The 23,493-nt window shown below is 52.5% G+C and carries 28 protein-coding genes; 11 read left to right on the top strand and 17 right to left on the bottom strand.

Annotated elements, in window-relative coordinates:
* Positions 1-64: 64 nt before the first annotated feature.
* Both Q394_RS0112710 and Q394_RS0112705 read left to right on the top strand, forming a co-directional pair.
* A complete protein-coding gene (locus Q394_RS0112710) occupies positions 65-2,101 on the top strand; it encodes a TonB-dependent copper receptor (protein ID WP_028489606.1) in 2,037 nt (678 codons plus the stop codon).
* 30 nt (positions 2,102-2,131) lie between these two features.
* On the top strand, positions 2,132-2,665 hold the full coding sequence (locus Q394_RS0112705; protein ID WP_028489605.1) for a copper chaperone PCu(A)C: 534 nt from the start codon (positions 2,132-2,134) through the stop codon (positions 2,663-2,665).
* A 3-nt stretch (positions 2,666-2,668) separates the two neighbouring features.
* Here Q394_RS0112705 and Q394_RS21565 read toward each other — a convergent pair whose 3' ends face one another.
* Together Q394_RS21565 and Q394_RS0112695 are read right to left on the bottom strand one after the other, a co-directional pair.
* On the bottom strand, positions 2,669-3,358 hold the full coding sequence (locus tag Q394_RS21565; RefSeq protein ID WP_051543420.1) for a C40 family peptidase: 690 nt from the start codon (positions 3,356-3,358) through the stop codon (positions 2,669-2,671).
* Between the two features lie 95 nt (positions 3,359-3,453).
* Positions 3,454-4,398 (bottom strand): sigma-54 interaction domain-containing protein, encoded by a 945-nt coding sequence (locus Q394_RS0112695; protein ID WP_028489604.1) that lies wholly within the window; start codon positions 4,396-4,398, stop codon positions 3,454-3,456.
* A gap of 112 nt (positions 4,399-4,510) precedes the next feature.
* On the opposite strand from Q394_RS0112695, the gene Q394_RS0112690 reads away from it, so the two are divergent.
* Positions 4,511-5,431 (top strand): ROK family protein, encoded by a 921-nt coding sequence (locus tag Q394_RS0112690; protein ID WP_028489603.1) that lies wholly within the window; start codon positions 4,511-4,513, stop codon positions 5,429-5,431.
* Here the strand turns inward: Q394_RS0112690 and Q394_RS0112685 are convergent.
* From Q394_RS0112685 to ycaO, 4 genes are all read right to left on the bottom strand, one after another.
* Positions 5,400-5,819 (bottom strand): hypothetical protein, encoded by a 420-nt coding sequence (locus Q394_RS0112685; protein ID WP_028489602.1) that lies wholly within the window; start codon positions 5,817-5,819, stop codon positions 5,400-5,402. The genes Q394_RS0112690 and Q394_RS0112685 overlap by 32 nt on opposite strands.
* Positions 5,820-5,855: 36 nt before the next feature.
* Positions 5,856-6,578: a tRNA pseudouridine(65) synthase TruC gene (gene truC / locus Q394_RS0112680; RefSeq protein ID WP_038141498.1), complete on the bottom strand. Its 723-nt coding sequence runs from the start codon at positions 6,576-6,578 to the stop codon at positions 5,856-5,858.
* Between the two features lie 21 nt (positions 6,579-6,599).
* On the bottom strand, positions 6,600-8,570 hold the full coding sequence (locus tag Q394_RS0112675; protein WP_028489600.1) for an SLC13 family permease: 1,971 nt from the start codon (positions 8,568-8,570) through the stop codon (positions 6,600-6,602).
* Positions 8,571-8,655: 85 nt separating this feature from the next.
* On the bottom strand, positions 8,656-10,389 hold the full coding sequence (gene ycaO, locus Q394_RS0112670) for a 30S ribosomal protein S12 methylthiotransferase accessory factor YcaO (RefSeq protein ID WP_028489599.1): 1,734 nt from the start codon (positions 10,387-10,389) through the stop codon (positions 8,656-8,658).
* Positions 10,390-10,542: 153 nt separating this feature from the next.
* Between ycaO and Q394_RS0112665 the strand changes: the two genes are divergently transcribed.
* The gene (locus tag Q394_RS0112665) at positions 10,543-11,049 is read left to right on the top strand and encodes an anti-sigma factor (protein ID WP_169735899.1); all 507 of its coding nucleotides are present in this window, start codon (positions 10,543-10,545) and stop codon (positions 11,047-11,049) included.
* Here the strand turns inward: Q394_RS0112665 and Q394_RS0112660 are convergent.
* Positions 11,046-11,270 (bottom strand): hypothetical protein, encoded by a 225-nt coding sequence (locus Q394_RS0112660; RefSeq protein ID WP_028489597.1) that lies wholly within the window; start codon positions 11,268-11,270, stop codon positions 11,046-11,048. The genes Q394_RS0112665 and Q394_RS0112660 overlap by 4 nt on opposite strands.
* Positions 11,271-11,442: 172 nt before the next feature.
* Between Q394_RS0112660 and Q394_RS0112655 the strand changes: the two genes are divergently transcribed.
* Positions 11,443-12,138, top strand: coding sequence for a hypothetical protein (locus Q394_RS0112655; RefSeq protein ID WP_028489596.1), 696 nt, complete (start codon positions 11,443-11,445; stop codon positions 12,136-12,138).
* Positions 12,139-12,202: 64 nt separating this feature from the next.
* On the opposite strand, the gene Q394_RS0112650 is transcribed toward Q394_RS0112655, so the two are convergent.
* The 3 genes from Q394_RS0112650 to Q394_RS0112640 form a co-directional block, all read right to left on the bottom strand.
* Positions 12,203-13,126, bottom strand: a complete 924-nt coding sequence (locus tag Q394_RS0112650) for a hypothetical protein (RefSeq protein WP_028489595.1) — start codon at positions 13,124-13,126, stop codon at positions 12,203-12,205.
* Between the two features lie 75 nt (positions 13,127-13,201).
* Positions 13,202-13,897, bottom strand: coding sequence for a DUF1287 domain-containing protein (locus tag Q394_RS0112645; protein ID WP_245606790.1), 696 nt, complete (start codon positions 13,895-13,897; stop codon positions 13,202-13,204).
* Positions 13,898-13,901: 4 nt separating this feature from the next.
* Positions 13,902-14,216, bottom strand: coding sequence for a non-heme iron oxygenase ferredoxin subunit (locus tag Q394_RS0112640; protein ID WP_028489593.1), 315 nt, complete (start codon positions 14,214-14,216; stop codon positions 13,902-13,904).
* On the opposite strand from Q394_RS0112640, the gene Q394_RS0112635 reads away from it, so the two are divergent.
* Together Q394_RS0112635 and yjgA are read left to right on the top strand one after the other, a co-directional pair.
* Positions 14,215-15,090 (top strand): SDR family oxidoreductase, encoded by an 876-nt coding sequence (locus Q394_RS0112635; RefSeq protein ID WP_028489592.1) that lies wholly within the window; start codon positions 14,215-14,217, stop codon positions 15,088-15,090. The two genes, Q394_RS0112640 and Q394_RS0112635, sit on opposite strands and share 2 nt — an antisense overlap.
* A 4-nt stretch (positions 15,091-15,094) precedes the next feature.
* A complete protein-coding gene (yjgA, locus tag Q394_RS0112630; RefSeq protein ID WP_038141495.1) occupies positions 15,095-15,613 on the top strand; it encodes a ribosome biogenesis factor YjgA in 519 nt (172 codons plus the stop codon).
* Between the two features lie 7 nt (positions 15,614-15,620).
* Here yjgA and gloB read toward each other — a convergent pair whose 3' ends face one another.
* Positions 15,621-16,400, bottom strand: a complete 780-nt coding sequence (gene gloB / locus Q394_RS0112625; RefSeq protein WP_028489590.1) for a hydroxyacylglutathione hydrolase — start codon at positions 16,398-16,400, stop codon at positions 15,621-15,623.
* 94 nt (positions 16,401-16,494) lie between these two features.
* On the opposite strand from gloB, the gene gmk reads away from it, so the two are divergent.
* Both gmk and Q394_RS0112615 read left to right on the top strand, forming a co-directional pair.
* The gene (gene gmk / locus Q394_RS0112620) at positions 16,495-17,112 is read left to right on the top strand and encodes a guanylate kinase (protein ID WP_028489589.1); all 618 of its coding nucleotides are present in this window, start codon (positions 16,495-16,497) and stop codon (positions 17,110-17,112) included.
* Positions 17,112-17,615 (top strand): PaaI family thioesterase, encoded by a 504-nt coding sequence (locus Q394_RS0112615; protein WP_028489588.1) that lies wholly within the window; start codon positions 17,112-17,114, stop codon positions 17,613-17,615. The genes gmk and Q394_RS0112615 overlap by 1 nt, the downstream gene beginning before the upstream one ends.
* Positions 17,616-17,625: 10 nt before the next feature.
* Here Q394_RS0112615 and rluB read toward each other — a convergent pair whose 3' ends face one another.
* Positions 17,626-18,594 (bottom strand): 23S rRNA pseudouridine(2605) synthase RluB, encoded by a 969-nt coding sequence (rluB, locus tag Q394_RS20270; protein WP_051543418.1) that lies wholly within the window; start codon positions 18,592-18,594, stop codon positions 17,626-17,628.
* Positions 18,595-18,697: 103 nt separating this feature from the next.
* Here rluB and Q394_RS0112605 point away from each other — a divergent pair, with 103 nt between their 5' ends.
* Complete coding sequence (locus Q394_RS0112605) at positions 18,698-20,809, top strand: molybdopterin-containing oxidoreductase family protein (RefSeq protein WP_028489587.1); 2,112 nt, start codon at positions 18,698-18,700, stop codon at positions 20,807-20,809.
* On the opposite strand, the gene Q394_RS22740 is transcribed toward Q394_RS0112605, so the two are convergent.
* From Q394_RS22740 to Q394_RS20265, 4 genes are all read right to left on the bottom strand, one after another.
* Entirely contained in the window at positions 20,806-21,126 is a 321-nt protein-coding gene (locus Q394_RS22740) for a DUF4143 domain-containing protein (RefSeq protein ID WP_028489586.1), read from the bottom strand. The two genes, Q394_RS0112605 and Q394_RS22740, sit on opposite strands and share 4 nt — an antisense overlap.
* A complete protein-coding gene (locus Q394_RS22735) occupies positions 21,110-21,289 on the bottom strand; it encodes a DUF4143 domain-containing protein (RefSeq protein ID WP_211248811.1) in 180 nt (59 codons plus the stop codon). The genes Q394_RS22740 and Q394_RS22735 overlap by 17 nt, the downstream gene beginning before the upstream one ends.
* A gap of 305 nt (positions 21,290-21,594) precedes the next feature.
* The gene (locus Q394_RS0112590) at positions 21,595-22,014 is read right to left on the bottom strand and encodes a type II toxin-antitoxin system VapC family toxin (RefSeq protein ID WP_038141493.1); all 420 of its coding nucleotides are present in this window, start codon (positions 22,012-22,014) and stop codon (positions 21,595-21,597) included.
* 8 nt (positions 22,015-22,022) lie between these two features.
* Entirely contained in the window at positions 22,023-22,310 is a 288-nt protein-coding gene (locus tag Q394_RS20265) for a type II toxin-antitoxin system Phd/YefM family antitoxin (RefSeq protein ID WP_038141490.1), read from the bottom strand.
* Positions 22,311-22,487: 177 nt separating this feature from the next.
* On the opposite strand from Q394_RS20265, the gene Q394_RS20260 reads away from it, so the two are divergent.
* Positions 22,488-23,222: a hypothetical protein gene (locus Q394_RS20260; RefSeq protein ID WP_051543416.1), complete on the top strand. Its 735-nt coding sequence runs from the start codon at positions 22,488-22,490 to the stop codon at positions 23,220-23,222.
* On the opposite strand, the gene Q394_RS20255 is transcribed toward Q394_RS20260, so the two are convergent.
* A partial coding sequence (locus Q394_RS20255; protein ID WP_038141487.1) for a zinc ribbon domain-containing protein occupies positions 23,223-23,493 on the bottom strand: 271 nt, incomplete at its 5' end.

The following is a 23,493-nucleotide window of genomic DNA, read 5'->3' as shown; positions in this document are numbered from 1 at the left end:
ACTTAAGCATTGGCATTTTACTTGCTATGCGTTAGCTAAGTAACAGATTTTGAAAGGTTTAGCCATGCAACACACCCTCGCCCGTTTGACACTCCTAAGTTCCCTGCTGATATTGAGCGCGGTGGCGAATGCCGAAGACACCTTGGTCATTGACATCAAATCCACCAAAAAAGCCCCCTCTCCCAACGAAGCCGCGCCACTGTCAGCGGAACGCAGCGCGGTGTTACCTGCGGATGGTGGCGATTTCCTCAAGCAATTGAACGGCGTATCCGCTAGCCGATTTGGTGGGCGTGGGCTGGAACCAATTATTCGCGGGCAATCCCAAACCCAGTTGAATGTGTTGCTGGACGGTGCTTACGTCCACGGCGGCTGCCCCAATCGCATGGACCCACCCGCGAGTTGGGCAGCACTGGAAACCTACGAAAAAGTCACTGTGGAAAAAGGCGTGCAAACCCTGCAACACGGTTCCGGCGGCAGTGGCGGCACGGTACTGTTCGAGCGCGATACCCGCAGCATCCTTGACCCGGACGGCGGCTGGAGTGGCAAAGCCTCCGCCACCACCATGAGTAATGGCGTCACACACGACGTTTCCGCCGATGTCACCAAAGCCTTCACAAAAGGCTATGCGCGTGTTTTCACACAGGATCGCGAAGCAAGCAATTACGAAGACGGCGATGGCAACGAAGTACGCTCCTCCTACAAACACAAGCAACAAGGCATCGTACTCGGCGCAACCCCCACCCCCGACCGCCTGCTGGAATACAGCTACGAAAACAATGACTTTTCCGACGCCCTTTACCCAGGCGCCAGCATGGACAGCCCGGAAGAATCCGGCACCATCCAGCGCCTCAAATATCAGGACAAGCTCGACGGCAAGGTCAACAGCGTGGAAGCGGAAGTTTACCTCAGCGAAGTTGACCACCTGATGGACAATTACAGCCTGCGCACCCAAACCGGCACAAAAATGGCCGTTCCCACCACCTCCGACACCACCGGCGGCAAACTGGCGCTAACATCAACCCTCGGCAAAACCGACGTTACCTATGGCGTGAACGTGCAAAACCGCGACCGTAATGCCACGATGAAAAACATGTCGATGGGCGGCACAGTAACTGGCCTGATGTGGCCAGGCGCAACCACCGACCAGACCGGCGTTTTCGCCGAAGCGGAAACCCCGCTTGGCACTGCGGACAAACTAAAATACGGTGTGCGGGTTGATCAGGTAAAAGCAGCAGCCTCCAAAGCCAGCACCGTCGCAGGCGGACGCACTGCCAACCAGAATTACACCGCCATTTACGGCTACGGCGCGACGGACAAGGAAGAAACCAATGTGGGTGGCTTGCTGCGTTACGAAAAATCCCTCAATGCCACCACCACCGCGTTTGCCGGGGCAAGCCGCAGCGTGCGCACGGCCGATGAAACCGAACGCTTCATCAACAAATGGGGCGCAACCGCCGCCGATCGCTGGGTCGGCAACCCTGACATCAAACCGGAAAAGCACGACCAGCTTGACCTTGGTCTCAGCCAGCAACGTGGCAATATTCGCTGGACAGGCACGGTTTTCGCCGACAAGGTAGACGATTACATCTTGCGTGACAAAGTAACCACCGGCGCACAAACGGGCGCACAGATTTACCGTAACGTCGACGCCGAACTGCTCGGCGCGGAATTGGGGGCAGAAACCAAGTTGACCCAGAAACTACGGCTTTCCGGCGATGTCGCCTACGTCAAGCGCACCAATACCACGGATGACCGCCCGATTGCGCAAACGCCTCCTGTCAACGGCAAACTGCAACTGGATTACAACGGTGGCAAATGGAGCGGCGGCACACGGGTACGCTTCGCGGCCGGGCAAGACCGCATTGATACCGCCATGATCGACGCAACCGAAGTCGGCGACAGCGCGGGTTACGGCGTGGTGGATGCTTACGGGCGTTATAGCCTCAACAAATCGACAAAAGTACGCTTTGGGGTAGATAATCTGCTCGATAAAACCTATTCCGAGCACGTCAGTCGCCGCAATCTGGACTTGGGTGGTACGATTGAGCGTGTCAACGAAGCGGGGCGCAGTGCCTGGCTGAAACTCGAAACCGAATTCTGATTAAGATTTGCTTCAAGAAAGGATAGAACCATGAAACCTGTTTACCGTATCGCGGTGTTAAGCGCCCTGATCTCCCTGTTGGTCGCTTGCGGCGAAAAAACTGCCGAGAACAAAGCCCCAGAAGCAGCCAGCCCAACCCCCACCGCCAGCACGGAAGCCAAGCCAGCCAGTGCCAGCAAAGCAGCGGATGGCATCACCGTTGAAAACCCGTTTGCTCGCGCCGTGCCGCCGGGTCAACCTAACAGCGCCTCGTTCATGACCCTGGTGAATACCTCTGACGTCGATCATAGCGTCAAATCGGCTGCCAGCCCGGTCGCTGCCACGGTAGAGTTACACACTCACACCAACAACAACGGCGTGATGGAAATGCGTCAGGTTGAGCAGATCGACATTCCTGCCAAAGGTCGAGTGGAATTGAAACCGGGTGGCCTACACATCATGCTGATTGGCCTGAAACAAGATATGAAAGTGGGTGAAAACGCACCGATTACCCTAACCTTTGAAGACGGTAGTACTACCATGACCAATGCGCCCATACAGGAAATCACCCCGCCAGCTCACTAAACCTTACACAACACTGTTTGGTACGAGCGGTTTACGTGCACCCGGAATGCGTCCGAAACCGACCAAACGGTGTTGCCAGTAACCACTCAGTTTACTGACCATAATGGGTTTGCCGGTGCGGGGGGCGTGGACGAATTTGTCCTCGCCCAGATAAATCCCCACATGGCTGACCCGTGAACCGCGTGTTTTGAAGAAGACCAGATCGCCGCGCCCGGCCTCTTTTTTAGAGACTTTCAAAGCAACTTTGTATTGAGCTGCTGCTGTGCGTGGAATCTCCACACTTGCGCCCTGCCCAAAGGAATACTGGGTCAAGCCGCTGCAATCAAAGCCCTTCATCGGGGTATTGCCGCCCCAGCAGTAACCTTTGCCACATTGCTTGAGCGCACAAAACGCCACTTTATCAAGCGTGGTACTGGCTACGGCTTTAGTAGGTAATGGTGCTGGCGCAGTTATTGAGGCGGAGACGGGAGCCGGGGCTTTCTGTAAGGTCGTGGACGGTGGCTTGGCAGGAGCAGGCTGCGTTTGCTTAACTCGAGCTTGTTTAACAGGGGCTGGTGCAGCTTTGGCTGGCTGGATGGTTTGCATAGGCAATATATCTGCCACACGAGGCGGGTTCAAACCACACCCCGTCAAGGTCAACATCGCGGAACCCAACACGGAATATTTCAACACTGACACATCACTAACGGACATCACTCACTCCTTCTCAGCTTGTGGCTTACCTACAAGGTGTGGCAGAGAAAGGGTGAGTGTGCCGAGCGTTTCCGACCTGAGGTCTAAAAGTGACGCTAGACTGCTTGCTTCTTCAAGCGGTAATTGAGCGCATCGCGGCTGATGCCGAGTAAGCGGGCAGCGTGGGTTTTATTGTTCTGGGTACGTTCCAACGCCTGATTCAGCAAGTCACGTTCCAAATCTTCCAGATTGATGCCTGTTTCAGGCAGGCTGAAGGGTGCAGCGCTAAATTGTGGCGCGGCGGAACGGATTTCCAACGGCAGATTGGTTAGACCGATGTCGCGACCTGCCAGCAGGATGCTGAGGCGTTCACACAGATTGCGTAGTTCACGCACATTGCCTTTCCACGCATGGCGTAACAGGTGTTGACGGGCTTCTTTGGCCAGACTCGCGACAGGCAGTTTGTGCTGTGCTGCGAATTGCGTGAGGAAATGCTTACCCAGCAGCTCAATGTCTTCCTTGCGCTCACGCAACGCGGGCAATTCGACCGGAATGATATTGAGGCGGTAGAACAAATCCTGACGGAATGCGCCCGTTTGCGCCAGCGCGTACAGGTCGCGGTGGGTAGCAGCGAAAACCCGTACATTCAGGCGTTTCGGTTGGGTTTCACCCAAGGGGAGGATTTCGCCGGATTCGAGGAAACGCAGCAGTTTGGCTTGCAGGGTCAAGGGCAATTCGCCGATTTCATCGAGGAACAGCGTACCACCCTCTGCCGCACCAATCAGGCCGAGGTGCTGGCTATCCGCACCGGTGAAAGCGCCTTTACGATGCCCAAACAGCAAGGATTCTGCCAAGGTTTCTGGTAAGGCCGCGCAATTGACGGTAATGAAGGCTTGTTTGCAGCGTGGGCTGGTCGCGTGCATGGCGCGGGCAACCAATTCCTTGCCCGTGCCGGACTCGCCGGTAATCAGCACGCTGGCGTCGGTCTGGGCAATCAAGTGTGCGGAACGCAACACGGCCTCCATCAGCGGGGAACGGGTGAGAATGTCGTCAAATTGCATAGTAACGCCTGCCATTTTCGTCTATGTTCAAGGTAATCTCGGGTAATTTAGCATTATTTTGCCAGAGTTCATCATGACTTAGCGCAGGTTTTTTGAAATTAGGAGGTAACGCGTGTTAATTGGCATTGACCTTGGTGGAACCAAAATCGAAGTATTATTGCTGGATGAGACAGGCCATGAGATTTTCCGTAAACGCTTACCCACGCCACAAGGCCAATACGCCGCGATTTTGCAGACCATCAAACAACTGGTGGATGAGGCGGAACAGCACGCTAGGCAAACCTGCACCGTGGGTATCGGCACACCCGGTGCGATTTCACCCGCTACAGGTTTGATAAAAAACGCCAATTCGGTGGTGTTGAATGGCAAACCCTTGCCGACGGATCTGGAGAACCTGCTGCAACGCCCAATAAAAACCGAAAATGATGCCAACTGTTTAGCCCTGTCCGAAGCTACCGACGGCGCGGGTGCTGGTGCGGCGGTCGTCTTCGCGGTGATTGTGGGAACGGGCACTGGCGCGGGTATCGTGGTGCACGGCAAGGTGTTGACGGGCGCGAACGCCATTGCCGGGGAGTGGGGGCATAACCCATTACCGTGGCCTACTGTGAGCGAGTTACCCGGCAAACCGTGCTATTGCGGCCAACAGGGCTGTATCGAAACTTGGCTTTCTGGGGTAGGTTTTGAGGCGGAATACCGCTTGGCAACGGGTAGTAAACGCGCATCGGCTGACATTGTGAGGCTTGCGGAACAGGGTGATACACAGGCTGAAGCCCTGATGCAGGCTTACGAGGAACGCATGGCAAAAAGCCTTGCCCACGTCATCAATATCCTCGACCCGGATGTCATCGTGCTGGGTGGGGGCATGTCGAATATCCAGCGGCTATATACCAATGTACCGCAACGCTGGGGGAAATACGTGTTTTCTGATCAGGTGAGCACCCGGCTGGTTGCGCCCCATTTTGGGGATTCGAGTGGCGTGCGTGGTGCAGCTTGGCTGGGCGCTAGCCGCCTCCCCGGTAAAAGTGGTTATTAACTCCGCTCGAAATAGGTGCGACGACTGCTTTGGGAGGTGGAATATTCACAGGTAAACGCACCACTACTGGTTTGACCGGCATAATCGGCTGGATCCCCAAACAGTCCAAACTCGCTTGATGATCAACCATCGCTTCGGCACGAAATGGAATTGACTGATTTTCCGAAAACGAGCAGGAACCGCCTTGAATATCGAGTAAGCTGCGCAGCGCCGCTGCCCCCTGATCACGGCGGTGGGTGCAATGGGTAAGTTTGCCAGCATTAACCGCAAAGCGGCAGGACGTATTATTATCCGTGGCGATATAAAACGTGCCCGTTTGTTTGTGCCCAAGCACGTTAGCCAACTGGGTCAGGATCTGATCCAAGGTGAGTGGTGAATGCCTTTCCATAGAACCCTCTCGTAGTAATCCGCTAATTATTGGTGGTTACTGGAGAGGTAGCAATAACCGTACCACATCACCAAAATCTTCTGGCGGAATCGCTTCAAGCATCAAAGCTTCATGGGTATGAGGGTGGGTCAAGTGCAGGCTGGACGCGTGCAACAACAGGCGCTGGCAGGCAAATTGCTCACGGAACAAGCTATTGTGCTTGCCATCACCGTGGGTAGTATCACCAACAATCGGGTGAAAAATATGCTTCATGTGGCGGCGCAACTGGTGCTTACGCCCGGTTTTGGGTTGTAATTCCAGCAATGAATAGCGGGCGCTAGCATAACGCCCTACAGGATAAGGCAGTTCCGTCGTTGCTAACCGTCGGTAATGGGTGATGGCTTCCTGCGCGAGCTTGTCCTGATCCGCATGGGCATCAGAAAGCTTATCCAGTTCTTCTTTCAGCGGGTAATCAATGATGCCACTGGCATCAGTATGCCCGCGCACCACCGCAAGGTAAGTTTTTTGCACCAACCCGGCAATGAATTGTGCATTCAACAAACGGGCGGTGTCGCTGTCGAGTGCAAACAGCAACACCCCGGAGGTGGGCTTATCGAGACGGTGTACCGGGTAAACTTTCTGCCCGATCTGGTCACGGGTAATCTGAATGGCAAACCGGGTTTCGTGGCGGTCAATCAGGCTGCGGTGAACCAGCAGCCCGGACGGTTTGTTAATGGCAACAAGGTATTCGTCACGGTAAAGGATTTCTAAAATATCCATATTGCCACACCACCTAAGACCTTAGGCATAACCCAACACGTTAATAGCAGCGATCAACACCACTAGGAACAACAGCGTCATGATCCCACCAGCACGGAGGAAATCTGGCACACGGTACCCCGCAGGCCCCATGATCAAAGCATTCACCTGATGGGTAGGGATGATGAAGGAATTAGAGGTTGCCAGCGCCACAATCAACGCAAACACTGACGGATTCGCCCCCACCCCAATCGCGATGTTCACGGCCAACGGCACCAACAATACCGTTGCGCCCACATTCGACATCACCAGTGAGAACAGGGTAGCCAGTACTGCAATAGCCGCCTGGATCACCCAAATAGGCATATCACCGACCACGGCTAATACGCTTTCTGCAATCCATTTGGCCGTACCGGTCGACTCCACCGCATAGCCTAGCGGGATTAAACTGGCCAGCAGGAAAACTGTTTTCCACGACACCGCTTTATAGGCTTCATCAATGTTCAACACGCCTGCGAGCACCATGCCAATCGCGCCCGTCATCAGGGCAATCGACAATTTCAGGTCAGTAAACAACACCAAGGCCAACGCAATCGCAAAAAAACTCAACGCCCAGCCCACTTTAGAAGGACGCATGTCCTCAGCACGAGGGAAATCATTGGTCACGACAATAAAGTCACGGTCTTTTTCCAAACGTTCTAACGCAGGCCACGTTGTGTACACCAGCAGCATATCGCCCGCCTGAAACGGAATCGCACGGATTTCAGCAACATTGGCATCCTCTGCATTCAGGACTTCACCATTACGCAAAATACCCATCAGGGAAATACCGTGGCGTTTGCGCAGCCACACATCAATGGCAGATTTGCCGATCAACGCGGAATGGGCAGGGATAACAATTTCAGCAATACCACCGCTCTTGTCAGACAGCAAATCACCAAAGGTTCGAGTGCGATTGTGTTTTTCCAGCCCAGCTTTCTGCACAACGGTGGTTTCACGCTGTGGCAGCGTTAGCAGGCCAAGGGTCTGACCCTTGCGGAATTCGATGTCACGATCTAACGCATCCACACCTGTGCGGATCTGATCGCCGTCTTTCAGAGCAATGACCCGTATATGGAATTCCTTTTCCACCTCAAGTAATTTACGACCCAACAGCGGGCTGTCATTCTTCAGGTGCATTTCAGAAAGCGTCAGCGAAATGCCATAATTACGCTTGAGATAATCCAGCGTGCTTTCTTTCTCAGTAGTACGGGCGGCAACATTGGGCAATACAAAACGCCCTGCTACCACGAAATACAGGATACCTACTGCAACCAACATCAAGCCAATAGGGGTCACATCAAAAATCTGCCAAGTATGCAGTTGTGAAGCTTCTGGCAAATGCTTATTGGAGTTCAGAATCAGGTCATTCAACAAAATCAACGGGCTGGAACCAATCATGGTGACAGTACCACCCAAGATCGCACAGAACCCCATCGGCATCAGCAAACGCGACATCGGGATACCAGAACGGTTAGAAATACGGTTCACCACTGGCAGGAACAATGCCGCCGCCCCCACGTTTTGCATGAAGGATGAAATGAACGCCACCGTACCAGAAATGATCGGGATAATGCTTTTTTCACTGGTTCCGCCTATCCGCAGGATAAAGGCTGCAACCTTAGTCATCAGGCCAGTTTTATCTAACCCCGCACCGATAATCATCACAGCAATGATAGACATAACCGCGTTACTGGAAAATCCATCAAACAAATGCGCGGCAGGCACTAGGCCACTCGACAGGCCGATAAAAGGCGCTACCAGCGTGCTCAATCCCAGCAACACCATAATGACAATGGCTGCCACATCAACGCTAAGCACCTCAAATGCAAACAGATAAACTGTCAGCATCAGAATAGTTACCACCCAAGCAACACCGGCTGACGGTGCAATATAAGCAAGTAACACCGCAGCCAATGGAAACAAAACGGCTGCGAACGTTTTGATCCTCGACGATTTAGTAGTATTTGGCATGAGCCCTCCCCAGAGCACAGAAAAGAGGGGTCATACTACGATAATTAGCAAGGCATTTCAGGTTAAAAAATAGCCTCGCACGTATTCAATCGCTTGCCAAGGTTAAGGTCGGATGAACCTTACGGTACGCTGCCAGCAGGCTTTGATGCGTCTCACAGCCATGCAACTCCAGCGTTGGGGCAGCAATCCCCCAGAAGCGCAAGCCGCCATCCAGCAAGCCTTGCGCCTGTTGCAGCGCTTTTGCACCATACAACAAACCAATATTGGGCGAATAACCTTCCATATCATCCATATCCAACAACGCTTCTATGCAGCGGTACACCCGACGACGCTCATCGCTAATCTGCTCGAAATGGCGAATCCATTGGCAACCTTCGCGAATAGCATCTTCATCATGCATCGCCAGTGCCAACAGGGTTTTCAACTCACCTACCCGCAAATCTGCCCACAAGGAACCCGCATCTGGCGCAAGTCCGATCAATGCCGCAACCGGCTGATGGTCATCCAAGCCCAACTCTTCGATCGTATCGAACAATTCGGTGCATTCCTCATCATCCAAATCTGGCAAGTGCAGGATAGCTTCACGCACCGCATTACCTGTACTGTTGTTATCCCACTCCAGATCTTCAATCTGATAAATCTCTGACATTTCCGGCACAATAATCCGGCAGGCATACACCCCCAGATGTTCATAATCCATGATATAAACGTCGAAATCTTCAGCGTGGATGCGCTCCAGCAAGTACTCGCATTCCTCCTCAGTCGTGCCGCTGAAATCCCAGTCGACGAATTCATGGTCAGGCTCACTCCACAGAAAATCCCAGTGAATCGGGCCACTGGAATCAATGAAATGGGTTTCCAGATTTTGTGGGCTAGCCACATCATCCTGCTCAAAGCTAGGCTCAGAGAAACCTGACAGTCTATCCAGCGCCCTACCCTGCAATAATTCGGTCAAGGCACGTTCTAGCGCCACCTCAAAACGGGGGTGCGCACCGAAACTCGCGTAACAACCTTGGTCATCCGGGTTTAGCAACGTGACACACATCACCGGGTACTCGCCGCCAAGTGATGCATCTTTAACCAGAATGCCAAATCCAGCATCACGCAATGCCTGAATACCCGCCTGAATCGATGGATAACGGGCAATAACCGCCTCCGGTACATCGGGCAGACAGATTCCTTCAGCGATAATACGAAACTTGATGTGGCGCTCAAAAATTTCAGACAGGGCTTGGGTACGCGCTTCCGTCTTGGTATTACCCGCCGACATACCGTTACTGACGTACAGGTTGCCGATAACATTGACCGGGAACCACACCACTTCAGCATCACGTTGGCGCACATAGGGTAGCGCACAAATACCGCGCTCTTCATTGCCAGAGTTTAGATCAACCAGCTTACTGGCATCCAGTGCAGATTCGGGGTCGTAAAAGCTTAAGGTATCGTCATCCAACAAGCCTGCTGGCAAGTTGCCACTGTCATCCAGTCCGAACCATTTTTCTTGAGGGTGGTGTACAAAATTGCTGGTCGCAATGGTTTTACCCAGATAAAAATCAGCCCAGAAATAGTTGGTGCTGAGACGCTCGAAGTATTCGCCCAAGGCACTCGCCAAGGCCGCTTTGGCTGACGAACCTTTGCCATTGGTGAACAACATCGGGCAGTCACGGTCACGGATATGCACCGACCAGACATTGGCAACAGGGTTCAGCCATGAGGCCTCTTCAATATTGAAGCCCAGCTTTTGTAACTTTTCCTGCATCAGTGCTGTCGAAGTTTCCAGAGCGGCGTCTTTTCCTGGAATAAAGGTTTGTGCTTGCATGGGGAACTCGGTTGGTGGTGGTTCATGAAATATTCAGTGAACCATTTTAGCGCACTGCACAAACAGGCGTCTTATTATTCGTTATAATCAGAGGGTATTGTTATGGCAACTTGTTGCAGTTTAGCTATAAAAACAGGCGAAAAGGGAGTCTGTATGTCATGGAGTGACTATTCCATTAAAAATTGGTTAATTACCATACTATCGATAGCAATACTGATAACAGGTTTAGTCTTGCTTGCTAATCAATTAAAAGGTGCGCAAGCAGAGACGTCGCCAGATGGATTGCGGGAATTACGGATCAGTTTATTGGCTGATCCAAGCAGTGTGAGTGGCAATTGGCTACGCACGCTCAATCCTGATATGAAAAATGTGCAGGGTGATTTGGTTTGGAACAGCACACAACAACAAGGTGTCATGAGACTGCTGGACTTACCCAAGCCGAAAACAGGTACGTTCTACCAGTTGTGGTTATATGATGCTCTGGGTGGGAATCAAGAGCCAGTGTCAGGGGGCATCCTACAGCAAGGCTCCGGCAAAACAGAACTGTTTGTACCTATCAAGACCACAGTAGCGGTACAAGAGCCCTACAAGTTTGAGTTAAAGCTGCAAACCAAGAATGATTCAACCAATGGGAAGATTCTACTAATGGTACAACCTTAAGGTTGCTGGTTTAATTTTACATGATTAATATTTTCATGGGATGATAAAATTATATTAATCCCAATGGAAAAAGCCGCTAAAATAGCAAACATCTGAATTATCTCAGAGACAGGTAATTGCAAGACACTTAATACATAAAATAAAGCAATCATAATAAAAATCAGAGAATCCACCCAATTATTGAGAGAAGATCGCACAATCTCATAAGCAGTACTAATCATAAATCAAACTCCCTCTCGCTTTTCCGTACCAACAAAACATCCAACAATTACACATCTAATAATCAGACTAACTAACGATGCTTTAACCTTACCTTAATGTTTCAATGAATTATTGTATACCCCCCATTAGGTGATTATGCTTAACTATTTTTTAGCAAAGCAGGGATTTCCAATGAGCGACAATACTCCAGTTGAATTCACGGCAAGTGATGACTCACGCCAATTACTAAAAAATGAACTAGCACAACGTCAGGCGCAGTTAATGCAGTTAACACCTGCTAGTCAGCCACTAGAGCGTGCGAATTTACAATACGAAATAGCCGAAATAATGCTCGACCTAGAAGAGCCAGGTATGCGTGAAGCTGCGTGGGGAATGACGCGTGAGTCATTTGAGATATTCCGTGACCATGAACAATGGGAGGATGCAGTACGGTGCTGTGATGTATTATTCCGTTGTGATTTGCCTGCATCCATCCCCGCACTCGGCAATGGTTTGTGGCTGGCTGTCACTTATCCTATTGATCCACAAGCCACTATCATCATGCTCAATCATTTAATCGATTCCACCCCACCTCAATCAGATGGTGCGGCGGTGGCGGCAACGGTCGCGCATTACATCGCTGATTTACGTCTAGAGGGTGAAAAACGCGACAGCATGATGTTTCTCACCAGTGCCATGTTGGCGAAAGTGGCCGAGCGCCATAGTCAGGTTAATTCACAGGAAGCCATGAATCTCTGGCTCAACAAATTAGATCTACTTAATCCAAAGGTATTTCTACCTCGGCTCGGCCAGGTGATTGATGCCATAACAGAAGGTCAATGGTGGTATAACCGGGACACACTGCGTGAACGTTTACCCGTCCATTAAACAATAAAAAGAGAAAATGACTGTTTACTATTCAATCAAATAAACAGTCATTTCTCTTATTCTTTTATCGTTTATTGCCAATAAATAACAAAACATCATCAATAGAACTATTCAATGAAACACTGGTGAGCTGATTGTTAGCCGGATTCAAATAAGCAGAACCTTTGCTATTATTACTTCTACCACTATTTCTTTCGCGGCAATTCACACCATAATCAATCGATACGTTATAAGCATTACCACGTACAAAGGGAGAAATAGTCCCCGTAAAGGTACACCCATCTATGCGACTGCCATTAATTTGACCTGCCGAATAAATAATAATGGTTGTATCTTGCCTGCCATTGACCAAACTCACGCTTGTTCCGCTGTATGTTCCACTAATCTTCGCAAAACTTGGCGTCAGATTATAATTAGAATCATGTACAGCATTCAGGGCAACAACACCCCCCGGAATATCTGTATAGGTCAAGGAAGCCTGTAAGCTAGATTTTGCGGTATACGTTCCCGTCCACGTAAGGGGCAATAATGCGCCCGTCTCGAAATTGAAATCTTTTCCGTTATTAGAGGTAATCTGACCATTGCTTGATAAACTATTACCCACTACGACACCAGCAATGTTAGTGCTACTGCCTGCTGATGAGTACAGCATCCAATAAAAGCTACTATCCGCAATCAATGTCGTCACAACCCTACTGGTATCAGCACGCCCCTGCCACAAGCCTTCAGCACTCAACACCGCATTACCTGCGCTAGCACTACTCGTGTTAGAACCAGCACCTGCGCCCGTCGTCACGGTTGCATCTAGTGTATTAGTGAGACCGATGGTATTACCCGAATTAGTCGCCGTACTAACAACTTGGGTAATTTGATCATTCGTTGCCGTTGTATTGCTGGATGTGGAACTGCCTAATGTTGAGCCACTTCCGCCACAAGCAGACACACCAAAAATAGAGAACAGAGAAAGTACTAATAGGCGAATTTTCATAAAGCGAGCCATCCTTAAGCTGTGTGATTTGCATAACATCACACAGTAGTACGATGACTCACCGCCGAAATGGCTTTACTGGCTAAAGTAGCGATAGTGTCCGATGATCGGCCAAAAGAACAAAGCATCCTCAATATTCGTGCCATAAGCAATATTGTGCCCCATCAGCGGACGTCCATCAGGTGTAACGTAATGGGTAACAAGGCCAATATGCGCCTGCCCTTTACCCAAATCCCACGCCACCACATCGCCCGGCTGGTAATCTGCCGGATTTTGGGTAATCGGCAACGACTTGCCTTGGCGCTCGAAAAACCGCATCAGGTTGTATACCCGCCGATGGTCGATATTGGTATCAGGTTTTTTCAGGCTCCACTTACGCGGGTATTCGCCGAAAGCCTTACGCATGTCTTCGTGCAATGCCTGCTGCAAATCAACGCCTTGAGCACGAAATGCCCGCACAATCACATCCGCACACACCCCGGTTGATTCCGGCACATCGCCACCGGGGTATTTGAGATTAACGTAAGCGGGGTCATACCCACGAGTTACCTCTACTTGTTGGTAGACCGAATCCAGCAAGTTCCTCACATGCGCGGGTGGCTTCGGCTCCAGCACATGCGGCGGTTCCGGCGGCTTGATAACGGGTGGCGGTATAATAATCTGCGGCGGCACGACGGGCGGCAACATAAAGCGCCGATACGCATCCCAGCCCAGATACAGGATCAACAGCAGCAAAAACAACCAGACAAAATACCGCATAAAACGCCGCATCTGTTTATACCGTCACGAAAATGTGACCGTCTTCGACACTGACCGGGTAAGTTTTCAGGGGAATTTCGGCAGGTTCGGCCATGGGTGCGCCGGTTTTAACGCTGAATTCTGCGCCATGCAAAGAACATTGCACTCGATCACCGTGCAAGCAACCGAGGTACAGCGAAGCATCTTCGTGGGTACACATATCGTCTACTGCGTAAAATTCACCATCCACATGGCAGACGAGGATGCGTTTACCATTGCCTACGTCGACCCGTTTCATCTTTCCGGGTTTGATTTCGTTTATACTGCCAGCATCGAGTCGGGAGTTGTTCATGAGTGCATCTAACCAAAATGTGTGGATTATGGGGTGTGGTGACATTGGTCGCCGTGTCGGACGGTTATACCAAAACGAGGGAACCAAGGCTATAGGCTGGGTGCGCGGTGAGGAATCCTTGCGGCTGGGTCTGGAACAAGGTTTAGCCATGCGTCAGGGCGATGTGGATCGCGGCAGCTTCTTCCCAATTTTCGCGTTGGATGAAGCGCCAGTCTACTGGTTCATGCCGCCACAACCCCGTGGGGAAACCGATGACCGGATACGGCGTTTCCTCAAAGCGGTCGATGCAGCCCCCAAACGGGTGGTATTAATCAGCACCACCGGCGTCTACGGTGATTGCGCAGGCCGCTGGATCGACGAAACCGAACCGCTGAAACCCGTGGCTGACCGCGCCAAACGCCGTGTCGATGCTGAAAACACCGTGCAGGAATGGGCGGCACGTTTTGGCGGTGACATCGTGATTTTGCGCGTCCCCGGCATTTACGCCCCCGACCGCTTACCGCTGGAGCGCCTCAAACGCGGCGAACCCGTGCTGCATGAGGCCGAAGCGCCATGGACCAACCGCATCCACGCCGATGACTTGGCAATGGTGTGTAAATGGGCAATGGAAACTGCCCCCGCCGGAGCGATTTACAACGCCACCGACGGCCACCCTTCCACCATGACCGATTATTTCAACCAAGTGGCGGATTACGCCGGGTTGCCGCGCCCCCCGCAAATCCGCATGGCAGAAGCGCAAGCTGCCATGAGCGCCGGAATGCTGTCGTATTTGCAGGAATCACGGCGTATTCGTAACGATAAACTGTTGACTGAATTAGGTATCCAGTTAAAGTACCCGTCCCTGACCGCTGGTCTGGGCATGTTGAAAGGATAAGACCATGATTGATTACGCAAACGACGACGAAGAAGACGATTACATCAGCCGCAGCCACTTCAAGCGCGAAGCCGAAGCGATGCAAGCCTTGGGCGAGCGCCTGATTACCCTGCGCAAAGAGCAGCTTGACCAACTGGATTTATCCGAAAAGCTCTATGATTCGATTTTGCTGGCACAACGCCTGACCGCTAACGGAGCCATCCGCCGCCAGCGCCAGTTCATCGGCAAGTTGATGCGTACTGAAATCCTCGAACCCATCGAAGCCAAACTGGCGGAATGGGATCGCGGCAGCAAAGCCGAAATTGCCCGCTTGCACCGCTTGGAACGCTGGCGTGATCGCTTGATTAGCGATGACAAGATGCTGAACACTTGGCTACAAGAGTATCCAGACACCGATGTGCAACGGATGCGCAGCCTGATCCGCAACGCACAGAAGGAAAGCGAACTGAAAAAGCCGCCGAAAAGCAGCCGTGAATTATTCAAGCTGATGCGGGAAATAACCGACCACGAATCGTTACGCTAAGCGGATTTTAATCGTACTCGGTATCTTTCCAGATACGTAATACCGCGAATACGTCTTCCGGGGTATGGGTTTCACGCCCCGCGATTTCTTCGGCTTTGGCGATGACTTCGGGAATGTGGGTACGCAGAAACGGATTGGTTTCAAACTCGCGCCCCAGCTCAAACGGCACGGTTGGGTAGCCTGCATCCAGCAGCGCCCAGCACTCTTCCATGCGGACATCCAGCGCGGCATTATCAGGCTCAACCCATTTGGCGAAACCGATATTGTCCACGGTGTATTCGTGGGTGCAATACACCTGTGTGTCGGTTGGCAGTGTGGCAATGCGTTGCAGCGAATGGTACAAGTCATGCAGTGTGCCATCGAACACCCGCCCGCAACCGTTGGCAAACAGGGTATCGCCACAGAACAAGCTACCTTCCCCGTAATACACAATGTGTCCGGCGGTATGCCCCGGCAATTCCATCACGCTGAAACTCAGCCCCAACGACTCAAGATTAAGCTGCTCGCCTTCCGCCAACGGGTGATCGACGAGCGGAATACGTTCATTCACCGGGCCATACACAGGTAAGCCGGGGTAGGCTTGCAGCAATTTTTCAATGCCACCCACATGGTCGCGATGATGATGTGTAATCAGGATGGCGACCGGCTGCATGTTCAAGCGCTGAAGCGCCTCAAGCACCGGGGCAGCATCACCGGGGTCGACAATCGCGGCTTGCTGGGCGGCCTCATTGCTGATCAGCCAGATGTAATTATCAGTAAAAGCGGGTATTGGGGTTACTTGCATCATAAAAAGACACCTTATTCAGGGTTTCAGCAGTTAGACTATAATGCTCACTGCCTTATAATCGCATATTTACCAGCACATCGGGGCGGATTTTCAGATGAATACACGCACAGGCCAGCTTTACATTGTTTCAGCACCTTCCGGCGCAGGCAAATCCAGTCTGCTCAACGCTTTACGCGAGCGCGTCGACCATCTGGCGGTATCGGTTTCACACACCACCCGCCAGCCGCGCCCCGGCGAACAAGATGGCATACACTACCATTTCACCCCAGTAGACGTATTCCGCCAACAAGTGGCAGATGGCAATTTCCTCGAATACGCACAAGTGTTTGATAACTACTACGGCACCTCGCGCCTGTCGGTGGATGCCTTACGCGAAACCGGCAAGGATGTGATCCTCGAAATTGACTGGCAAGGGGCACAGCAAGTCCGCGAACGCGCGGATGTCACCAGCATTTTCATCCTGCCCCCTAGCATTGCGGCCTTGAGCGAACGCCTGCACGGGCGCGGGCAAGACAGTGCTGAAACCATCCAACGGCGGATGCGTGATGCACAAGCTGACATGTCGCACTACCCCGAATACGATTACCTGATCATCAACAACGATTTTGAGACGGCACTCGCGCAACTGGCCTGCATTTTCCAGAGCGAACGCCTGAAACTCACCTCGCAAATCCAACAGCATCAGCCATTGCTGACTGATTTGGTCGGCTGATGGCTTTCAACGTCGTTAAATTCTCGCGGCGCTGGCTGGCTTTTCTGCCGGATAGTCGGCGGCTGGAACTCTACCCACCCTGGTGGATGATGCGCATCAAGGTGTTGAAGCTGGACAATGACTGGCGACACATCCGCATTCGCCTACCGCTGACGTGGATTTCGCGCAATATGGGCGGCAGCATGTTTGGTGGCTTTCAAGCATCGTTGGCTGACCCGATTGCACCGCTGGCCTGCTCGAAAGTCTTCCCCGATTATCACGTATGGACGCGGCATTTGAGTGTGGATTTCGTGCGCCCCGGCATTACCGATATGGAATTGCGCTTTGATTTTCCGCCCGACACCGAAGTCGCTATTCGGGCAGAACTGGAAAGGCGTGGGCGTAGCACACCGAGCTTTGAATATGGCTTATACGACAACCAAGGGCGGCTATGCACCAAGGTTGTGTGTGTAGTCGCCATCCGCCCAGCAGGGTATCTGGCGCAAATCGGCTCAGCCGCGTAATGGTGCAGGACTAGCGTGAGCGACCACGGGGTGAGGGTGGACGTTTACCACCACCCGCACCCGCAGGGCTGGCTGGACGCGCCAAACTCGCTCGCCGTGAGGAAGGATGGCTTCCGCCAATCACGCCACGACGACCAGATTCAGCCGGTTTCGCCGCAGCTCCCGGTCTTGGCCCGCCGGATGAGCGTGATGGGCGCGAGGAACGTTCTGGGCGCTCTGCATTGAAATCAGAACCATCTTCAAACTGCATATCGACCAAACCGTAGAGCTTGCGTAATTCGCGCACTTCCAGCTCTTTATAATGCCCGCTGCGTAAGTAACGTGGCAGCATCAGGTTGCCGTAACGTACCCGAATCAGGCGACTGATTTTCACGCCTTGCGATTCCCACAAACGGCGCACTTCGCGGTTGCGGCCTTCTGCCAGCACCACGTGATACCAATGGTTTAAGCCTTCGCCGCCAGCATCCTTGATGCGGATGAAATTGGCTTTGCCGTCTTCCAACTCCACGCCTTCCTGCAAGCGGATCAGCATTTCATTGTCAACCTGACCCATGACCCGGCAAGCGTATTCGCGCTCAATTTCCGAGGAAGGATGCATCAGTTTGTTGGCCAGCTCACCGTCGGTGGTGAACAGCAGCAAGCCATCGGTATTGATGTCGAGACGCCCGATCATGATCCAGCGCCCGGCGCGGATTTTCGGCAAGTTATCAAACACCGTGGGGCGGCCTTCCGGGTCACTGAGGGTACACATTTCGCCCGCAGGCTTGTGGTACATCAGCACTTTATGGGTGGCATGGATGCGCGAACTCAAGTGCAGGCGCTGACCGCGCAAGGTGACTTGATCGTTTTCGTCAATCGCCTGCCCGGATTCGGCACGATTACCGTTCACCAGAATTTCGCCAGCATTGACCATGCGCTCGATTTCACGGCGTGAGCCATAACCAGCGCGGGAGAGGAGTTTTTGGATGCGTTCTTTCATGGTTGGGAATATTACGCCTATTTCCCCCAGTAGTCTTGTAGGAGATTATGACATTGCACAAGCTGAGCTACACTCGCGCGATTAGACTACCCTGAGAGTATCCATGACTGCTGTTGCCCACACTGATACGCTTGTTAAAAGCACCACTTGCTACGAATGCGATGCCAATTGCCTGTTCGATGTCACCATCGACGCGAGCGGACGCGCCATCAAGGTGGAAGGCTTACCCAACTGTCCACGCGGACAGCTACAACTGGAACGCCAATACCACCCCGACCGCCTGCTCTACCCGCTGAAACGGGTCGGTGCGAAAGGCTCAGGCGAATTTGAGCGCATCAGTTGGGAGGAAGCGCTCGACACCATCGCCGCCCGCTTGCAGCAAACCAAAGCCGCACACGGCGCACCCGCTGTCGGTTTCTTCGCCGGATACACCAAGGAAGCCCGCCCGCAATTGCAGCGCCTCGCGCACGCTTTCGGCAGCCCCAATTACCTCACCGAATCCGGCTGCTGTTTTTCGGCAACGATGGTGGCGGAAAAACTCACTTACGGTTACAAGCTCAAAACCACCTCCACGGTTGAATCGCCCAAAACCCGTTGTGTGCTGGTGTGGTCAACCAACGCTTCTGGCTCGATTCCACCGTTTGAAAACCACCACCTTGCCAGCCGCAAAAAAGGCCGCAAGATGATCGTGGTCGACCCGCGCCGCACCGAAACCGCTGAACTGGCCGACATTCACTTGCAAATCCGCCCCGGCACGGATGGCGCACTCGCGCTCGGTTTCCACCACCTGATCTTCAAAAACGGCTGGCAAGATCAGGCGTTTTTGGATGAATGGGCGAATGGGCTGGATGCTTTCCGTGATTATATTCAAGCATTCCCGCCGGAACGGGTTGCGGCGATTTGTGGGATTAGTGAGGCGGATTTGTGTGCAGCGGTTGAACTGTTTGCCACCACCAACCCGGCGCAAATTGCCATGTCGCCCACCTCCACCGTGCAACACAGCAACGGTTTCCAGAACCACCGCGCGATGATTTTGCTGTCGGCGGTCACGGGTAATATCGACCGGGAGGGCGGCAACCGCTTCTTCAACGACAAAGTATTGCCCAAGCCAATTGAGCTGTTCGACGTGTGCAAAAACGAACTGCCGCCGCGCATTGGAGACGAAGTATTCCCGATCTGGACGAAATACTGGCCTGCCGCGCAAAGCATGTTGATGCCGGATTGCATCCTCGAAGGCAAGCCGCAGCCGCTCAAAACCTTGCTGGCAATGGGCATTAATACCGCGATGTGGGCAAACTCCAAACGCATGGAACAGGCACTCGGCGCACTCGACTTTTTCGCCGTCTCCGATTTTTTCCACAACCCGGCCACCTTGCAAGCCGATATTGTGCTGCCTGCCGCCACCAGTCTGGAACGCACTGCGCTGATTGCTTACCCCGGCTGCGCGTATCAAGGGGAAGTCAAATACCGCCACCAAGCCCTGCCGCCACGCGGTGAAGCCAAACCGGACGGACAAATCTTCCTCGAACTCGGCGTCAAACTCGGCATGGCTGAACAGTTTTGGCACGGCAATCTCGCCGCGTCGTGGGAAGAAATGGCCGAAGGCTTGCCCGACGACATCCGTAAAGAAGCATGGGAAAACCCGGCGGGTGTGACCGTTTACAGCCCGGTCATCGAGGAGTTGGTGGACATGGGCTTTTTGGATGCTGACCGCCAATGGCGTATCAACGGCTTCCGCACCGCGACCGGCAAAATCGAATTCGATTCGGTGGAGTTGAAAGCGCACGGTTACGATGGCTTGCCGACGTATCGCGAACCGATGGAAAGCCCGCTGTCGACCCCAGAATTGCTGGCGGATTATCCGTTAGTGCTGACGTCTGGTGGGCGACAAAAGTTTTTCACCCATTCGCAGCAGCACAATGTCGCGGCGATGCTGGCGTATGACCCGCATCCACGGGTACAGCTTCACCCGGATGATGCCGCAGCACGCGGCATAAGCACGGGCGATGCAGTGGAAGTACGTTCCGCGCGGGGGATGGTGCAATTTCGCGCCGATGTGACCGACATTATGAAACCGGGCGTGGCGCATTGCTTCCACGGCTGGAATGAGGCGAATGTGAATGAGCTGACCGACGATCAACACCTTGACCCGATTAGTGGATTTCCGCCGTTTAAGTCGTTGTTGTGCGAGGTGCGCAAGGTGGCGGAAGGTTAAAAAATTTCTGCGACCGCCGTGTAGGGCAACGCCGCAGCCCCATCACTAAACGCCATACGTTCGCCGCTATACACCACATAGCGGCGCGTCAATGCTGCATTCGTGTCTGAAAAGCGCTGTAAACCCTTCTTGAAACTGCTGTTCCACGTTGCTGCCGCCTTGATTTCCACGCCCGTCAACTGGCTACCCGCTTTGAACAGCAAGTCGATTTCATTGCCCTGATAATCGCGGAAAAAATACAGGTTTGCCGTCAAACCTTGGTTATAACGCGCCTTCAATGCCTCCAATACCACCAAATTTTCAAACAGGCTCCCCATGAGCGGACAACCACTGCTTGACCGTCTTGCTATCGACTCCGACATCACTCGCCAGCGATTGGTAATTGATAATCTGCCCCACTCGCCCTGCCAGCAATTTGATAAACTTCTCAAACAAATTGGCATCTTTAAGGTTGATGAGCTGACGAACATCGCGTTCCACATACGTTTAAATGCAGAATACCTGTCCGCCCTACCAGCGACTGTGTAATCGCTGCCCGTAATTCAAGCCGATGCGAACCCGTCAACACGAACTGCCCTTGGCGACCGCTCTGATCAACAAGTGCGGCACGCGCTGCACTTCGTCAAAAATGACGTTCCCCGTATAGCGTTTCAAAAATGCCTTAGGGTCATCGAGCGCAAAATCGGGTATTCACGCAATTGCGTCAGAAATTCATTGGTAATATCGCGTATAATCATGGCATTAGATAATATGTAATGACTATCTGGACTTCAACTCCAGATAATCTACAAAACATCAAACCAATTTTCTACCCGCAAGCCGTTGAACATCACAAAATCATCCACATTGCGCGTCACCAGAATCAGGTTATTCACCACCGCTACGGCAGCAATTTCGCTGTCGTATTTTGGTGGTGTTAATCCTAGACGCTTGAGGCGGACACGTTCCAACGCTAACCATTCAGCCGCTTGCTCACAGAACGGGAGGATGGGTAAACCGCTCGTTTTTAAAATCTCCAATGCGCCTACCAAGCCTTGTTTACGTTTGCCCTCATCCAGCAAATGTATGCCGTGCCAGAGTTCATGCCAGACGGTGGCGGAAGTACACGCAAAAATGCTATCTAACTCCCAACGACGGATGACGCCAACATTCGGCAGTGGCTTGGTTTGCTCAGAAATAACGTTGGTATCCAATAAGTAGCGCATAGCAAACCTCAATCCCAAACCGCAGCCGTTTCAGGGTAGGGTTCACGGGTACGTTGATGCATTTGCGCCTGCTCAGCATCCGTAAAACCTTGCGCATCAGGATACTGTTCACGCCAGCGCCGGAAAGCACTAATAATACTTGCCCCTCCCGTGAAGGCGCGTTGGTATTTTTCCAAGGAAATCATCACGGCAACAGGCTTACCGTGGCGGGTAATCTGAATATCTTGCCCCGTTTCAGCTAAATGCACCCATTCGGGCAAATGGTTTTTAAGCGTGGAAATCGCTGCTTCTGACATGGAAACACCTCATTACCGATAAATTATAGCCACAATTCTACCAAAAATAGCCAGAAATTTCAAAATAATGCGTACCACCGAAATCCGCCAACATAACCCCACAATCATGACGACCATCTGCTATCCGCTGCAAAACGTATTACAAAGCAGGGACACAGACTATGACAAGGATACCCGATGCCCTTCCACGGCGTTTTACCCCACCGCCACCACCTGTTTCAGCCGGAACCGCTGCATGATATTGGCGTTAATGATACCCATGCGTGGCGGCTTAACCCCCAACATCGCCACGTTTACGACAAATTGCAACTGGCACTCGCCCAAGGCTTGCTGGCTGCACCGTGTGGCATTGATCCACTCAGCATGGGAATAAACGCCGCCACGCCACTATTCGTCAAACCCATGACCAACTTGCTCGGTATGTCGCTGGATGCGCAAGCCACCACCGCAGGTAATTTATCAATGGGACAGACTCAGTGCGCCCCCGGCTGTTTCTGGGGTGAATATTTAGTAGGCGACCACACCAGCACCGATTGCTTGGTCTTGGCAGGCAAGGCGCTATGGTTTGCGCATACCCAAGGTGCTGCCGAAAAAGACCAGCAACGCCCGATATATTGGCATATCGGCGTAGACTTGCCGCATCTAGAACCCACGATTAGCGACATTATCCACACCCAACTCCCCGGCTACACTGGCCTATGCAATGTAGAAATGATCGGCGGTAAAGTCATCGAAATGCACTTACGCGGCTCGAACGGCTTTTTCGATTTTTACGGCAAGCACTTCGTCCCCGCATGGGTAGCACTGGTGGATAAACGCCTCTGGCAAGGGCTGGAACGGATACGCACAGGCTACGTTTACTCCTTGTTTGGCACTGCCCGTTATTTCAAACCTACCCAAATATACCTATAGCTAGCTAAAAGTAGTCATGGTGTTGAATCCCTGCTTCACGGGGGCTGGTTTCGCTTTCGGCTTACACCGAGAGCCAGCGCCTTCCCCTCCACAGGCAGACACCGTGTAACTCACGGCGTATTCTTGCAAATTCTTGGCGGCGTTTACGTCACGGTCATGGACTGCACCGCAAACAGGGCAAGTCCATTGACGTATCGACAGCGGCAGATTGTCCACTTTATGCCCACAGCCAGAAGCAGAACAGGTTTTGCTGGAGGCAAAAAACCGATCA

It is taken from the genome of Thiothrix lacustris DSM 21227, assembly GCF_000621325.1.
Lineage (GTDB): Bacteria > Pseudomonadota > Gammaproteobacteria > Thiotrichales > Thiotrichaceae > Thiothrix > Thiothrix lacustris.
This window is presented reverse-complemented; position numbering and strand designations above follow the sequence as displayed.

Excerpts from the sequence above, each read along its gene's own strand:
- Q394_RS0112655 (WP_028489596.1), top strand. The coding sequence starts at position 11,443 with ATGAGCGACAATACTCCAGTTGAATTCACGGCAAGTGATGACTCACGC.
- Q394_RS0112660 (WP_028489597.1), bottom strand. The coding sequence starts at position 11,270 with ATGATTAGTACTGCTTATGAGATTGTGCGATCTTCTCTCAATAATTGG.
- Q394_RS0112685 (WP_028489602.1), bottom strand. The coding sequence starts at position 5,819 with ATGGAAAGGCATTCACCACTCACCTTGGATCAGATCCTGACCCAGTTG.
- Q394_RS0112635 (WP_028489592.1), top strand. The coding sequence starts at position 14,215 with ATGAGTGCATCTAACCAAAATGTGTGGATTATGGGGTGTGGTGACATT.
- ycaO (WP_028489599.1), bottom strand. The coding sequence starts at position 10,389 with ATGCAAGCACAAACCTTTATTCCAGGAAAAGACGCCGCTCTGGAAACT.
- gloB (WP_028489590.1), bottom strand. The coding sequence starts at position 16,400 with ATGATGCAAGTAACCCCAATACCCGCTTTTACTGATAATTACATCTGG.
- Q394_RS0112705 (WP_028489605.1), top strand. The coding sequence starts at position 2,132 with ATGAAACCTGTTTACCGTATCGCGGTGTTAAGCGCCCTGATCTCCCTG.
- Q394_RS22740 (WP_028489586.1), bottom strand. The coding sequence starts at position 21,126 with ATGGGGAGCCTGTTTGAAAATTTGGTGGTATTGGAGGCATTGAAGGCG.
- Q394_RS0112640 (WP_028489593.1), bottom strand. The coding sequence starts at position 14,216 with ATGAACAACTCCCGACTCGATGCTGGCAGTATAAACGAAATCAAACCC.
- Q394_RS0112645 (WP_245606790.1), bottom strand. The coding sequence starts at position 13,897 with ATGCGGCGTTTTATGCGGTATTTTGTCTGGTTGTTTTTGCTGCTGTTG.
- Q394_RS0112665 (WP_169735899.1), top strand. The coding sequence starts at position 10,543 with ATGTCATGGAGTGACTATTCCATTAAAAATTGGTTAATTACCATACTA.
- Q394_RS0112615 (WP_028489588.1), top strand. The coding sequence starts at position 17,112 with ATGGCTTTCAACGTCGTTAAATTCTCGCGGCGCTGGCTGGCTTTTCTG.
- Q394_RS20260 (WP_051543416.1), top strand. The coding sequence starts at position 22,488 with ATGCCCTTCCACGGCGTTTTACCCCACCGCCACCACCTGTTTCAGCCG.
- Q394_RS0112710 (WP_028489606.1), top strand. The coding sequence starts at position 65 with ATGCAACACACCCTCGCCCGTTTGACACTCCTAAGTTCCCTGCTGATA.
- Q394_RS21565 (WP_051543420.1), bottom strand. The coding sequence starts at position 3,358 with ATGTCCGTTAGTGATGTGTCAGTGTTGAAATATTCCGTGTTGGGTTCC.
- rluB (WP_051543418.1), bottom strand. The coding sequence starts at position 18,594 with ATGAAAGAACGCATCCAAAAACTCCTCTCCCGCGCTGGTTATGGCTCA.
- Q394_RS0112675 (WP_028489600.1), bottom strand. The coding sequence starts at position 8,570 with ATGCCAAATACTACTAAATCGTCGAGGATCAAAACGTTCGCAGCCGTT.
- Q394_RS0112650 (WP_028489595.1), bottom strand. The coding sequence starts at position 13,126 with ATGAAAATTCGCCTATTAGTACTTTCTCTGTTCTCTATTTTTGGTGTG.
- Q394_RS0112605 (WP_028489587.1), top strand. The coding sequence starts at position 18,698 with ATGACTGCTGTTGCCCACACTGATACGCTTGTTAAAAGCACCACTTGC.
- Q394_RS20265 (WP_038141490.1), bottom strand. The coding sequence starts at position 22,310 with ATGTCAGAAGCAGCGATTTCCACGCTTAAAAACCATTTGCCCGAATGG.
- yjgA (WP_038141495.1), top strand. The coding sequence starts at position 15,095 with ATGATTGATTACGCAAACGACGACGAAGAAGACGATTACATCAGCCGC.
- Q394_RS0112695 (WP_028489604.1), bottom strand. The coding sequence starts at position 4,398 with ATGCAATTTGACGACATTCTCACCCGTTCCCCGCTGATGGAGGCCGTG.
- gmk (WP_028489589.1), top strand. The coding sequence starts at position 16,495 with ATGAATACACGCACAGGCCAGCTTTACATTGTTTCAGCACCTTCCGGC.
- truC (WP_038141498.1), bottom strand. The coding sequence starts at position 6,578 with ATGGATATTTTAGAAATCCTTTACCGTGACGAATACCTTGTTGCCATT.
- Q394_RS0112590 (WP_038141493.1), bottom strand. The coding sequence starts at position 22,014 with ATGCGCTACTTATTGGATACCAACGTTATTTCTGAGCAAACCAAGCCA.